This is a genomic window from Bacillus sp. FSL R5-0443, assembly GCF_038608285.1.
GTDB classification, from domain to species: Bacteria; Bacillota; Bacilli; order Bacillales; family Bacillaceae; genus Bacillus; species Bacillus velezensis.
The window spans coordinates 1,772,944-1,788,692 of the sequence record NZ_CP152013.1 but is presented as its reverse complement, the minus strand read 5'-3'; the positions used below and the strand labels follow the sequence as shown (position 1 = coordinate 1,788,692).

Here is a 15,749-nt window from a genome sequence, read left to right as displayed (position 1 = left end):
GTTAAACCTCCACTTCATAGGTATCCCAGATGTTTGCCGCAGCTTTTTCGTTCGTTTCTTCTTTGCTGTCCGGCGAAATCAGCCGCTTATTTAATGCAGGCGGTGTTAAAGGATGGCGCTTGATTCGGCGCCCTTCGTCTTCCTGCCACGCTTCCACAATGACGTGGGCGTTTGTTCCGCCGTCGGCAAAGCAGTTAATTCCTGCCGCCGGTATTGGTGACGGCCAGTCTGCCAGAGTGCGGCTGAACTGAATATTGGCCTTTTCTCTATCAAAATGTGTGTTTTCATGCTCGCCTGATAAAAACGGGATAAAGCTCTTTTCTTTCAGCATGAGAACAACTTTTATGAAACTTGCAATTCCTTCCGCGCAAAGCGGGTGCCCGATGTTCGGTTTCACAGATCCGATTCCGAGCGGGCCGGCGTCTTTTGAACGGTAGACGGATTGAATGGCCTTCAGTTCTAACAGATCCGTCACGACCGTGCCTGAACCGTTCGCTTCAATATGAGTAATGTCTTCCGGCTGTTTTCCGCTTTTTTCAAGAGCCGTCTTCATGACGGATTTTTGCGCTTCCAGACTCGGCGTAGCCGGGCCTGCCGTTCTTCCGTCATTATTGACGGATGCCGCCTTCACTACGGCATAAATAGAATCTCCGTCTTCAATCGCCTGAGACACGGTTTTTAATAGAACCATTCCGACACCCTCGCCCAGCACGACTCCATCGGCGCGTTCGTCAAATACATGGAACGACTGCGCTTTACTTAATATGCCGCGCTGTTCAAATAATTTATGGGTTTCTTCTGATTCAAACAGGCTCACCCCGCCGACGACAGCCGCTTTTATTTCTCCTGTTACAAGAGCCTGCACGGCCATATTCATTCCGACTAAAGCAGAAGAACAAGCCGTATCGAGGACAACGCTCGGGCCGCGCATATCAAAGTATTGAGAGAGATTTGCGGCCAAATAATTCTGGCCCAGCGCGACGATCGGGTTTTTCGCGTCCAGCAGTTTCTCTTCACCCGGTCTGTGACGGCTGCGTCCGCCGAGATACACACCTATTGCTTCTCCCTTTATCTCATCCGGCGTATAGCCCGCGTGATACCACAGGTTAAGGCATTCTTCCAGAGCGGCCAAAGCTTGAGGGTCCATTGCCTTTACATCTTCTTCTGCCAGTAAAAAGAAGTCCGGATCAAATTGATTGATTCCGTCAAGCATTCCCGCGTAATAAGGCGTCTTCAACCCCCATCGTTCAGCCGGAACAGGACGGATAGCCGAACGGCCTTCAGCCAAAAGCGACCAGTACGCCTCTAAAGAAGCCGCTCCCGGAAACCGGCAGGACATGCCGACGACCGCGATATCTTCCCGGTGAATCTGTTTTCCGGCCGGCTCTTCTTGCACCTTAACGGCTTGTGTTTCAATTACCGGCTCAGCCGGCTTCTTCAGAACAGGCTTCGCCGCCGCCAAATCAAATCGTTCTGACAAAACTTCTGTATATCCTTCGAGAAGCCAATTTGCGAAAGATTGAATCGTCGGATATTCATACAGAATGGACGGGTCAAGCGATGCCGAGAGATTCCGATTGATCCGCTGCAGAAGCTGAGCAAGAATAATGGAATCCACTCCGTAATCTTGGAATAATACGTCTGTCTCAAGCTGATCCTGGTCAATCCGCAGCTCTTCAGAAAATAATTCTTTCAGCCATTCTTCTGTTTTCCTTATTAATTGATCGTTGTCTGCGGCAGTATAAGCGGTTTTTTCCGCCGGTTTTACCATAGCCGGACTCATTGGCTGATCCTGCCTGCTCCGCCGCAGGAGTCGCTCCGGCTTCCACAGTTTAGGATTCAGAACGGCCGGCAGCACCGGGCCCCTTGCTGATTCAAGAAGTATGCCGTCAAGGAGCTGTAGTCCTTCTGCATTCGTGATGCTGTATAGCCCGCTCTCTTTATAAGCTTTGTTCGTTACCTCGCCCATTCCGGTTTCTTTCCAGTTCGGCCACTGAATGCTTACGATCGGCAGCTGCTCTTTGTATGAGTTTGCAAAATAGTCCATATACGCATTGGCCATGGCATAGTCGGCCTGTCCTGCCGAAAGCGCCGGTATCGCAGCTGACACGGAAGAGAACAAGACGAAAAACTTCAGCGGCTCTTCGCTGAGCACACTGTATAACGCCTGAAGCCCGTCTACTTTCGGCTCGAGCACGCGCTGTATGTCTTCATCGGTTTTTCTGATGAATGCGAGCGTCTCTTTATCGGTCACACCCGCGCAGTGAATCACGCCGCCGATAGGTCCGAGCGTCTGTTTTATCTGACTCAGTTCCTGTCTCAGCCCGGCTTCATCAGCTAACGGGACTGACAAAACCTTCACTTGTACACCTTTGGATTCCAAGTCGAGAACAGCTTCAATTTTCGCTTTTACAGAAGCCGTCACCCCATTCAGTCCGCCCGTCCACTCACTTCGCGGCGGAAGGGTCTCGCGGCCTGTAAGCACCAGTTTTTTCACTCCGTAATGTTCGGCAAAATGGCGTGCGCATAAAAGACCGATCCCCCTCGTCCCTCCGGTGATCAGAAGCACATGGTTGTCCGGAAAATCAATTCTCTCGCCTTGCATATTCATATTTTCTGAGCCGCTTAATACAGCGCGGTAACGCAAGCCGTCCCTCCGGCAAACTTCCGCGTCATCAGTGCGGGCATGAAACTCATCGGCAATCTGCTTCGCCAGTTTGTCATCCGAAAGCGCTCCTTCAAGGTCGAGATGCCTTGAAGACAGGTGACCGTACTCGCATGCCAGCATTCTGTACAGACCGGCCCGTTTTGCTCCTGTTGTTTGATTGGCCTCTTTATTTAATGACTCAAGGTCTTTCGTGACACAAAGCAGTGTCATCCCTTCTTTATGCCCATGCTCAATCAATTGCTGAAGCCATTTGATTCCGGCCATGTCTTGAGAATCTTCTTTCGCTGCGCCGAGGAGGTCGATAACTCCGTCAAACGCCTGCCAGTCATATTCACCGATAAGGTCTGATGCGGTGATGATACGGTGATTCGGCATGTGCGCTGCGATCTCTTCAGCGAGATTGATCGTGTCCCCGCCTGTCAAAATCGCAACGGAACGTGCGCACGGTTCACCCAGTTCGATTGGGCTCAGTTCCCATTGTTTCCTCAGAATACGTTTCATCCGTTCCTCTGCATGGACCTTCTTTTTGTCAGGATTCTCAGGCACCCAATACGTGTCTTTTGCGAACGGATAAGACGGAAGACTGAGTAAACGCGGCGTACCCTTTTCATACAGCCGGTTCCAATTCAACACACCGCCTTTCACCCATACCTCTGCCAGCTTGGCGAATTTGCCTTTTCTGATCCAGGCGTCAATGACGATGTCCATATCTTCATCTGCCGTGAACAAGGCAAACGTATCTTTATTGCGGTAAGACTGGCCGGTATACAGCCCGGCGATGTTTTTCTCATTTTTCGTAAATGCTTCCAGCTTTGTTTCCAATTCCGCCATCGTCGCTGCAAGAATGGCCAAGCGCTCTTCCATTTCGTCCCTTCCGGTTTGCAGCGTATAAGCGACGCCCGCCAAGTCTTGATCTGTATACGGCGTTTGACGGATCGCTTTTTGCAGCTGCTGCGCCTGTTCAAACAGTTTTTCTTTTGATTTGGCGGACAAAAGGATGATTGCCGGATTTTCCGGGCTGTGCTCAGGCTGAGCGGCTGCTTTCGGGACATACTCTTCAATGATGATATGGGCGTTGACCCCGCCGATGCCAAATGAGCTGACCCCGGCCCGGCGCGGAATGGCATTTCCGTTTCTATCTTTTCCTGCCGTCCATTCCTGATTTTCCCGCACGATGTAGAAAGGACTGTCATCGAGCTGAATGTACGGATTGATCGTCTCGCAATGCAGGCTTTTCACCAGCGTTTTATGTTTCATTTGCAAAAGCACTTTCATGACGCCTGATACTCCCGCGGCAAGCTCTAAATGGCCGATATTGCTTTTGACCGAACCGATGCCGCAGCGGTGACCGGAGACTTCAGGCTCTTGATTTGTTTTCGCCAGGTCGTGAAACGCCGCTTTCAGACCGTTTATTTCAATCGGGTCGCCCAATTCCGTTCCTGTACCGTGCGCTTCAATATACGTGACGGTGCTCGGATCCACTCCCGCTTTCCGATATGCTTTCACCAATAAATCAGCCTGCAGTTTCGGATTCGGCGAGGTTAACGTATTCGCCCGGCCGCCGTGGTTTTCAGCCGTACCGCGGATCACGCCGTAAATCGGATTGCCGTCACGTTCTGCATCTGTCAGTTTCTTCAGCATCAGAATTCCCGCGCCTTCTCCTCTGACATACCCGTTAGCATCTTTGGAGAAGGTTTTGCATTTTCCGTCTTTGCTGAGCATGCCTGCTTTGCTGTAGCTGATATGCGCTTCTTCCGTCAGAATCGTGTTGATTCCCCCGGCAATCGCCATGTCGCATTCTCCGTTTTCTATAGCGGATACCGCCCGGTGAATCGCCACAAGCGAGCTTGAGCATGCCGTTTCAATCGGCTCGCTCGGCCCGTGAAGATTTAACAAATAGCTCAAACGGTTCGGACCAATGGAAGGAATCATGCTGCCTGTCGCCGCATGTCCTTCCGGCGCAAGACCTGCCCTTGTGAACAAATCTTTATAACCGGTATTTCCGGTGCCGATAAAGACGCCCGTATTTGTACCGGAAAGGCTTTCCGGCTTACAGCCCGCATCTTCTATCGCCCGCCATGCATAAGTCAATAACAGCCGCTGCTGCGGATCTAAATATTGGGCTTCCCGCGGTGAAATCCCAAAGAACAGCGGATCAAATTCAGCTATTCCGTCGATAAAGCCGCCCCACTTGATATTCGTTTTATTCCCTTCAAGATTCGGGTCGCCATCAAACGCTTGCCAATCCCAGCGTTCTTTCGGAATGGTTGTGATCGAATCCTTTCCTTCTTTCAAATTGCGCCAAAATTCCTCTATATCCTTTGCACCCGGGAATCGGCCGCTGATTCCGACAATGGCAACCGGGTCAAAGCGGCGCGGCTCTTGTGCCGCTGCCGCAGCGTTCATTACCGTTGCGAAGCGCTTTTTCCGCTGCATTTTCGGTTTTTGGGCTTTTGGCTGCTCTTTTTTCGGAGACTCTTTCTTCTTTTCGCCGAAACGGCCCGGATGCTCTTTTGCCAGATATCCGGCGAGACCGCTGATCGTTCCGTACTCAAAGAAAATCGTCGGCGCCAGCTCCAGCTGATACGCTTCATTTAATTGATTCGTAAAGACGGTAAAGGATACGGAATCAAAACCGTATTCACTCAATTCCGTATCTGTCTCAATGTCCTCACGGTCAACTTTTAAAATGCCGCTTACCATGGCTGTCAAAGCGGTGTGAAGCGTTTGAAGAGATTCTTCTGCATCGTGTTTTTCTTCCGGCTGAGAAGGAAGGCCGGCTTCTGCCTCATCCGTCAAATACTCCGCTAAACTGCGGATCGTCCCGTGTTCGAAGAAGATCGTCGGCGCCAGTTCCAGCTGATACGCTTCATTTAATTGATTCGTAAAGACGGTAAACGATACAGAATCAAAACCGTATTCACTCAGTTCCGTATCAATATCAATCTCGTCTTGGCCGACTTTTAAAATTGAACTGACCAATCTGATAAGCGCACCGTGCCATTTGTCTCCCGAAACGGCGGATACAGGCTCTATTTTCTGCACCTGCGGCTTTTCAGTTTCAGAAACGGACAGGAACGACTGTTTTAATTTTGCTGCGTGTCCTTCAGCTGCTAAAAGCTGCGGCTTTTCCTGAGCCATTCCTTCATAAAATGCAGCCAGGCCTGACGCCTTTTGAAGCGGAACCATGCCGAAAACTTTTTTCATCATTCTCTCCGTCTCGTCTCCCGCCTGCATACCGCCATCTTTCCACAGCGTCCAGTTAAAGGCGACCGTTTTTCCGTGCCGAAGGCCATTCTCCGTAAGGGATTGCCTGTAAGCGGCGTATGCATCCATAAACGCGTTGCCGGCGGCATAATCAGCCTGCCCGACATTGCCGAGAACGCCGGAAACACTGGAGAACAATACGAAAAAGTCAAGATTGCAATCTTTGCTGGCTTCATCTAAATAAGCGGTTCCGATGACTTTCGGATCAAGCACTTCCCTGAACTCTTCCTTCGTTTTTTGCAGCAGGAAGCGGTCTTGTATCACTCCCGCAGCGTGAATAATTCCGTTAAGCTTTCCGAATTCCGCCGTAATCTCTTTGATCAGCGCTTCATTTTCCCGCCGGTCTGCCGCATTCAGCTTTTTGTAGACGACATTTGCGCCTGAGTGCTGAAGCATAGCAAGCTCACGCTGTTTGGCTTCTGCCAGATTTGAGCGGCCCGTCAGAATGATTTTCGGGTGTTTTACGCGACCTGCGATTTCTTTTGCGAACATCAAGCCCAGGCTTCCCGCGCCTCCGGTAATCAGATATACACCTTCGTCCTTCCAGACGGTGCCGCCTCCTGCAGGATGCATTTCTTCCCAAGCCTTCACATACCGTTTTTCTCCTTTATAACGGATATGTTTATCATGCGGCCGATGACTGTCGTTTTTCAGTTTTTGAGCGACAGCCGGCATTTCGCCGATTGATTCCATTTCGATGAGCTGACAGTCAAGTTTTCCGTATTCCAGCTCGGCTGTTTTTAACAAACCTGTTAACCCCGCAAACAATTGCTGGCTGCCGTCTGCTGAAATAACGGTCTGAATCAGAATGCGGCCCTGCCTTTTTTCGCTGATGATCCGCCGGATGTGTTCGGCGATTGTCTGCGCATAGCTTTGGAAGCGTTCAGCGGCTGTTTCACCCTCACCTTCTGCAATCAGCAGTTCGGCGTCTTTCAGGCCGAATGCCGTTTCATCTTTTATACGGCAGGCATCTTCACAAAGTATGATCAAATGCTCATCAGCACGGACAGAAGCTTTCTCGGATGCGGCGGCTTCTTTCCAGACCGGTGCAAACAAGACCTTTTCCGATCCTGATGGCGGCTGAGCCGATTCTGCATCGCCTTCAAGCACTCTCGTAGAGAATCCTCTCACCTTCACGCAAAGCGCTCCTGTTTCGTCGAACAGGTCAATGTCGGCTTTCTGCACGGAATCACCGGTTTGATATCCATCGCTGAAGCGTGCATGCGCCCGCATAGTCGGCGTGCATGCTTTGATGACTTCAAGATATTCCAACGCAAACGGCAGAATCAGCTTTTGTCCGGAAAACTCCTGCATAATGCAGATCGTCGCCGTCTGAATAGCCGAATCAATGATGCTCGGATGAAGCGTAAATTGTCCGTTCGTATGAGAAACAGAATCCGGAAGCTGTATGTCCGAAAACACTTCTTTCTCGCCGATAAAGGCGGACTTAATGCCTTGGAAGGCTTTTCCGTGGAACATCCCCCTGCTCCGGCCTTCCCGATAAAAGGCCGCCGGATCAAGAATGTCCGCTGTGCACCTGTTTTGTATGGCAGAAAGGTCGGCCTCAGGCTCTCGTTCAGCCTTTATGATCTCGGCCCGTCCTTGGCTGTGCAGCACTTCTTCGCCGTCAGCGTTGACGCTGTAAATGTCATATGAGATGATGCCGTCCTCTTCAGGGAACAGCGCAATATGGACTTGGCGCTCTTGTTCGTGAACGACGATCGGCTTCATCCAGACGGTATGATGGAGCGTTATTCTGTCTTGGTCTTTTAATAAGCCGCCAAGCGCCCGTTTTACCGCTTCATAAGACATTTCCAAATATGCCGCTCCCGGCAGCACCGCTTTTTCCCTGACCACATGATCCTTCAGGAAAAATTCTGAGCCTGTAAACCGTGAGCTGAACCGCTGAACGGCCAAATCTGACGTATTTTGCTGCACGAGCGGGTGTAAAACTGAGACTCCGGTGTGTGCGGCAGATGTGTTCTTTTCTGCTTTTTTCGGCCAGTACGGCTCCTTTGCAAACGGGTAGACCGGCACGCTGATTCGTTTCGGATGCTCGTCTTTGTAAAGCTTGTGCCAATTAATGGCGACGCCTTTACTCCACATTTCACAGAGCTTCGATCCTTTTCCTTTCGCAAGCCATTTCTCAATGAGTTCAGCGCTGTCATCATCATCAGAAAGCCAGGCAATATCTTTCGCCTGCTGTTTTTCTCCTCTGAAGCAGCCTGTTACAGCCGGCTTATCATTGATAAAATCGGCAAGCTGCCGCTTCAGCTCCGCAGTGCCGCTTGTGATAAAGGCCGCGCGCTCTTCCATCGCTTCCCTTCCGACTTGGAACGTGTAGGCAAGATCAGCGAGGTCTGTGTCCGTTTTTCTTTCCAGAAAAGCCAGCAGCTGTTTTGCGTACTCCTTCAGACGATCTTTTTTTCTGGCAGACAACGGAATGATGAACGGACCCGCAGCGTCTGCTGCTTCAGATGCATCCGGATATTGTTCAAAAATCGCGTGTGTGTTTGTCCCGCCAAGACCGAAAGAGCTTAAAGCCATGCGGTGCGCTCTGTTCTCACGAGTTAACTCTTTCTTTTCTTCCGCTACGTAAAACGGAGAGTCTTCTAAATGAAGATTCGGGTTCGGCTCTTTGTAATTGATGCTCGGCGCGATTTCCTGATGATATAAGCTCATGACAACCTTGATGCAGCCCGCCATTCCGGCCGCTGTATCCAAATGCCCAAGATTTGTTTTGACTGAACCGATGCCGCAGTATTGTTTTTTATCTGTATATCGGCCGTACACCGATTGAAGTGCGGACAGTTCGATCGGATCGCCGAGTTTTGTTCCTGTGCCGTGAGCTTCGACGTACGCGATCGTTTCGGGATGGATGCCCATCTGATCAATGACCTTCTGAATGACCTCAGCTTGTCCTTTGACGCTCGGCGCATAAAATCCGACCTTATCCGCTCCGTCGTTATTGACGCCGATTCCGCGAAGCAGCGCATAAATATGGTCGCCGTCCTTAACGGCATCAGACGCTTTTTTCAAGAGCACGGCGCCGGCCCCTTCACCGCCGATCATTCCGTCAGCATCCGCGTCAAACGCTTTAATATGCCCGTCGCTTGAAAAATTCAGCCCCGGCTGATGAACATATCCGGCGCTTGATTCCGTATGAAGGGTCGCACCGCCGACAAGGGCGTACTTGGCTTCGCCGGACTGCAGGCTTTGAAAAGCCGAATGCAGGCCGATTAACGAAGATGAGCAGTTGGCATGGACAAAATAGCTCGGCCCTTTCAACCCGAGTTTATGAGAAATCATCGTCGGAATCGTACCGCTTTGGGCAAGCACCCATGACACGTAGCCATCCGGCGTTTCCAGCTGTGCTGTCGTCTCCTCCGGCAGCAGGCTGCGGTAAGAGTTCGTGCTGGCAGACATATACACGCTTGTTTCCGGAATTTCTTTGGAGATATATCCCGCATCCTCGATTGCCTTCCATGAATGGAGCAAAAGCATTCTCAGCTGAGGATCCATATATTCCGCATCTTTCGGTGAAAAGCCGAAGAAACCGGGATCAAACATTTCTTTCCCCTCTAAAACTGATTTAGCCGGAACGAAGCCGGGATGATCAGCCAGTTCTTCAGAAATACCGAATCGGCGGAGCTCTTCTTTTGAAAAGAAGGTGATGCTTTCTTTGCCTTCTTTGATGTTATTCCAAAATTCATAATGATCTTTCGCTCCCGGAAACTCACAGGATATACCGATAACCGCAAGGCTGTCCTCGTAATAATCGGGAAATTCTCCCGCCGGATGTTCCCGGTCTTCTGCATTCACTTTCTTTTGCGGCACAGGAGCCAAAACGGCTTCTTTCGGTTTTTGTTCAGCGATATACCGGCTGATGTCTTTTACCGTCGCGTATTCAAACAGCTCCGTTACACTGAATTCACAATCCAATTCCTGCGTCATCCGGTCAGTGACAGTCACGGCAAGAAGCGAATCTCCCCCCGCATCAAAAAAGCGGTCATCAAGCTCTATATCTTTGCTTTTCAATACATCCTGCCAAATCGCCAGCACCGCCTGCTGGATATGAGATGATGAAAATGTTTGTGTGTCCGGCTGCTTTTCCGTCAGATCGCGGGCAGCAAGAAGCTTGCGGTCCACTTTTCCGTTCGGCGTAAGCGGCAGCTCTTCAAGACGGATAAACGAAGCTGGCGTCATATAGGCCGGCAGCGCTTGTTTCAAATGATTGCGCAATTCCTTTGCAGACGGAAGCGGCTCTCCGTTTTTCCGGATATAAAACGCGCAAAGCTTCTCATTTCCGGAGTGATTGTTCACAACCACTACACTTTCCTGTACGGCCGGATGGGCATTCAGCCTGCTCTCAATATCTCCGGGTTCAATCCGGTAGCCGCGGATTTTAACTTGGGTATCCATCCGTCCCATGTATTCAATGCGGCCGCCGGGGAGAAAACGCGCCATATCGCCTGTTTTATAAAGCTTTGATCCCAGTTCGAGCCGGTGGCTGACGAAAGCTTTATCTGTCAGCTCAGGCTTGTTGAAATACCCTCTTGCCAATCCGTCTCCCGCAATACAAAGTTCTCCCGGCACCCCTTCTAAAACAGGGTTGAGACCGGAATCCATAATATACACGCGGGTATTGGCGATCGGGCGCCCGATCGTAAGCGCGCTCTCATTTTCCGTTATACGCTGCACCGCGGACCAGATTGTCGTCTCTGTCGGCCCGAACATATTCCAAGCCTCGCTTTTCGTATCGAGAAACTGCTGCTTCAATTGTTCGCTAAGCGCCTCCCCGCCGCAAAGGATTTTCACATTTTCTTCATTTGACCATCCGGAATGAAAGAGCATTTTCCATGTAAACGGCGTCGCCTGCATGATCGTCGGTTTGTACTCTTGAATCAGCTCTTTCAGCTTCCGTGCGTCTTTTGTGACTTCTGTCTTACAGATGTTGCACTCCGCTCCTTTGATTAAAGGAAGGTAAAGCTCCAGTGCCGCGATGTCAAAGCAATATGTCGTGACGGCAAGCAGTTTGTCTTCGGACGAAAGCCCCGGTTCATTCGCCATCGAGAGTAAGAAATTGGTCAGCGCCCGGTGCGGAATCATGACGCCTTTCGGTTTGCCCGTGCTGCCCGACGTGTAAATGACATACGCCAGATCGTCAGGTGTCACTAACCGCTTCAACGACGTTCTTTCCGCGGCTGTACTTTCAATATGAGACCAATCGCGGTCAATGGCAGTTGTCTGCACGCCTCCCCAGTTCAAAGAGTGCTCTAAATCAGCTGTCGTCAGGCACATTGAAATCCTGCTGTCGGCGATCATATATTCCAATCTGTCAGCGGGATAAGAAGGATCAAGCGGCACATACGCTCCCCCGGCTTTTAAAATGCCGAGAAGTCCGACAGCCATATGCAATGAACGGTCTGTATAAATGCCGATGAGATCATCAGGGCCTGCACCGTGCGCCTGCAAATAGAGCGCCAGCTTCGTACTTTTTTCATTAAGCTCACGGTACGTCAGCTTTTGCTGTTCATACACGACCGCACAAGCGTCCGGCGTTTCTGCCGCCTGACGTTCGAATAATTCATGGAAGCAGGCATCCGGATATTCACGGCTTGTCTCATTCCAAGACTTAAGAATCATGTGCTCCTCTCTTTTTGTCATGAGAGAAACGTTCTCAAGCGGCGCATCCGGATTCGCCGTCAAAGCTTCAGCAGCCTGTACAAATTGGCTGAAAAGTCTGGCCGCCCCTGCTTCGTCGAATAATTCGGTGCTGTATTTAATCGTAAGATCCATGCCCGATGCTTCTTCCCACATTTCAAATACAAGATCATATTCCCCCTCCTGATGAATGTCTTTTACAAACTCACAGGAGAATTCCTTGTATTCATCAAGCATCGATTGATAGCTGGAATGCTGCAGAAAGTTCTGATAGAAAAAGGCATTGCTGAAAACAGGCGAACCGTTCTGCCGGGGTTTCGCATGCACATCACGCACCATTTTCGGAAACGGATAAAAGGAGTGATCCAGTCCGTCCAGAACGGCATCCTGCACCTTTTGAACAAAGTCAGCAAACGTTTCTTTTCGTCCGGCTCTGCTCCGTATGGGAAGCATGTTGAGGAAATGGCCGACCACTCGGTCAAAACGTTCTTCGGGTCTGACCATTGCAGGCATGCCTGTCACAATATCTTCCTTATCCGTATATTTGCTTAAAAGCACCATGTAACAGCTCAGCATGACGGTAGACAAATGAATCGAACGGGATGCGGCAAACGCCGTTAAATTATTCAGCAGCCGTTCGGGAAGACGGCGTGTCAGCGTATCTTCTGTAAACTCCGGAACACTTCTGTCCGTGCGCATCGGCGGAAGCTGAAGGTCAGGCAGATCGCCCCCGAGCTGTTTCATCCAGTAAGCGCGGGCAGCTTTGCTTTCTTCACCCGCTAAATACCGCTTTTCCCAAGCCGCGAAATCGGGATGAATGCCGGGAGCGGCAGCCGTAAACTCTTCTTTTCCCTCCAGCAGCGCCTGATAATGATCCAGCAGACTGTGAATAAATGTAATGGATGAAATGCCGTCAAACACGATGTGGTGAATGACCGTCAAAAGATAATGTTCCTCGGCGGATTTTGAAAGCAGCTGCACGCGCAGCAAAGGCCCGCCTTCTTTGACAAACGGATCTTTCACTTTTTTCCGTATCAGAGCGGATATTTGTGATTCATTGACGTCAGAAATATCTTCTTCCGAGAATACAAAAGGATCTGCCGCTTCTATGAAATAAAACCCGCCGTCTGTTTCATTCACGGCGCTTTTGAGCATCGGATGCTGCTTTAATACGAGCTGAAACGCCTGTTTCAGTTTCTCTTTGTCGATTCCGGATGTGAATCGGAAACAGAGCGGGACATGGTATGCAGTCGTTTCAGGCGACATTTTCTGCAATGTCCACAGCCCTTTTTGGACTTCTGAAAGCGCTGGCGCCGTTTGCCGTCTCTCCCGTTCTCCCGGCGGTTCGGCTTTTTGGGGATGATGGTCCGCTGACATGTTTGCCGCTTTTTCAGCAGTATAAGCCGCTAAAGCGCCAATCGTCGGGTTTTTGTGCAGCTCTCTTGCCGTCAGCCGGATGTGATACGTTTTTTCAATTGATCTGGCGAGTTTCATCATCTTGATGGAATTGACGCCAAGACTTTGAAACGGTGTATTTGGATCAACGAGCTCATCCGCGATGGAAAGTTCCTCTTTCAGAAAACGGATAAAATCCCGTTCAATTTCTTTCTCTGCAGAAGCCGTGTCTGAATTGCCGCCTTCTTGTCTGTTATTATGTAATGAATCAAATTGCCCTTGTTCAAATGAATGTTTCAGCTGAGTGCGCTGGATTTTCCCGATCGCCGTCTTAGGAATGTCTTCTTTTGCGACCGGAAGCAGATAATCAGGGGTAACGCCGATTCTCTGTGTCACGTGCTGGTGAATGTGATGAAGAAGCTTCGTCATGCGGTTCTCATCCAACGGAACAGATGTCACAAAGAAAATCGCCAGCTCATCTGTCGTGCTTTGATTCGGCCGGACGGCGCATGCCGCTGTATATGACGTTTCAATTTCCGGCAATTCCTCAACGGCTGATTCAATGGCATGGCTGTAATAATTCACACCGTTGATAATGATGGCATCTTTTGTGCGCCCCGTTATCGTCAGGCGGCCTTCACGCAGAAATCCGAGATCTCCCGTTTCAAACCAGCCGTCTTCTGTAAAGACACTCTCATTTAAGTCCGGGCGCTCATAATATCCGCTCGTTACAGTCAGACCCGACACTTGGAAGCGGCCGATTTCTCCTTCTTCCACCACTTGATTGCGGTCATCCGTAATTCTCATATTAAATCCCGGGATCGGCAGACCGATCTCGACGAAACGATCGTCGTCATTCGTGTTTTCCAGTGTAAACTCATCTGAGAAAATAACGCCTGAAGACGTTTCGGACATTCCCCATGCGGGTCGGATGGCATTAGCCGGCAGACCGTGCGGCTCTAAAAGCTCCATAATTCTGCGTCCGACTTTCGCAACCGCGGCCTCCCCGCCGTTCAGCATGTAACGCATGGAAGATAAGTCCCATTTCCGCGTTTGAATCTCTTCTGCAAAATCAGCAAGCAGTCCAAAGGCAAAATTGGGGGCCCACGTGACCGAAGCGCGGTAATGATCAATCAGATCGAGCCATTTTAAAGGGTCCATCAAAATGGATTCGCTCGGTATGTTGATTTCCTCACATCCGAGATAAACATCACGCAGATGAAGCATTCCGATGCCGCCGACATGGTCAAAAGGCATCCAGTTAAACGTGACATCCTCACTTGTATAGCCCTGCATCTGAATATTTCCTTTGACCATGCAGACGATGTTTTCATGGCTGAGCATCACGGCTTTCGGCGTGCCCGTGCTTCCCGAGGTCAAAAGCAGCATCGCCAAATCTTCGGGACGGGGATGATGACAGTCCGTATCCATTTCGTGCGCACTGAGATCTTCTGCCGCCAAAGCGCAAAACCCGGAAAGCTCCTGCTCCTCCGCCCATTCAGTCATCTCCGGCAGCACGTCACGGCTTGTGATGACATACGGCCGATTCAAAAGCGTCCAGGCGTCTTTCAGTTTTTGCGTCCCGCTGTTCATTTCTGTATAAGCCGGAGCGGCCGCAAGCGGAACCGGGATCGCTCCTAAAAAAACACAGCCCCAAAAAGCAGGAATCAGCTGGGAATTGTCACTGAGCTGTAATATGACTTCATCCTGAGCCTTCACTCCTGATTGGCGGAGCCCTTTCACAATCGAAAGAGCGATCTTTTTCAGGCCGCTGTAAGTCTGGTACACTTTGGTGCCGTCAGGCTGTATATATGTGATGCCCTTTTGATCTCCCGCTGCCGCGGCGGTTTTGTGCAGGACTTCAGGAATCGTCATCGGCTGATCCGCTGAAAGCCGCAATGATTTTCCATAGCTGACAGATGGCTTGAGTAACCCGCTTGCCTTCATATCACTTTTCATAGAGCTGCCTCCATTTCATCTGTATGTAAGATGTATGTCTTATACTCCGTACATCGTCGTGATTCGTTTTTTCACTTCATCATCATGAAACGTCTCATCGTGCATGATTAACTCCTTCTCAATGACGGCCGGAAGCTGCTCGCGAAACGGCGTCACCAAGTGCCTTTTCAATGTAATTAAAGAGTTTCTCGGTTTTTCCGCAAGCTCACGGGCCAATTCCTGCGCATAGTCTAGTACTTCCTGCCGAGGAAGCACCGGAAAAGGCACCCCTCTTTTCTCCAGGTCACCGCCGCGGTAGTGGCCGCCGTTTAACAGCATTTCATGGCCGAGGCTTGCCCCAAGCTTCTCCGGAACGATAAAGGTAGCGCCCATTCCGGGGGTGAAACCGTATTTCATAAAGTTTGCGGTATACACGCTTTCTTTGCTTAAAATGACAAAATCACTGAAAAGCCCCATGACAAACCCGCCTCCGATTCCGTGGCCCTGCATGGCGGAAATGACGGGAATATCACATTCCAGCGCCAAAGAGTACATGCGGTCTTCCGTAAACTTCGTGATGCCCTGCTGAATCCTAAGCAGGCCTTCCTGTGTGCCTCCGGAAGCAAAGTAATGGCCGTATCCTGTTAAAATCACAGCTTTATAGACTGACGATTTTTTTATACGGGTGAATGCTTCCATCAATCCATCCGTCAGTTCTTTGGAGAAGGCGTTTTTATGGGCTTTATCCTGCATTGTCACTTGGATAATATCCGGTTCAATTTCGAGCAGTTCAACTGCGGCGTTCGGCATGATATCC

The 15,749-nt window shown here is 50.3% G+C and carries 2 protein-coding genes; both read right to left on the bottom strand.

The features are described from left to right. Window position 1: 1 nt before the first annotated feature. Window positions 2-14,953, bottom strand: a complete 14,952-nt coding sequence (locus NYE28_RS08930) for an amino acid adenylation domain-containing protein (RefSeq protein WP_342490386.1) — start codon at window positions 14,951-14,953, stop codon at window positions 2-4. Window positions 14,954-14,992: 39 nt separating this feature from the next. Continuing rightward, a complete protein-coding gene (locus NYE28_RS08925) occupies window positions 14,993-15,742 on the bottom strand; it encodes a polyketide synthase (RefSeq protein WP_003154094.1) in 750 nt (249 codons plus the stop codon). Window positions 15,743-15,749 lie beyond the last annotated feature (7 nt).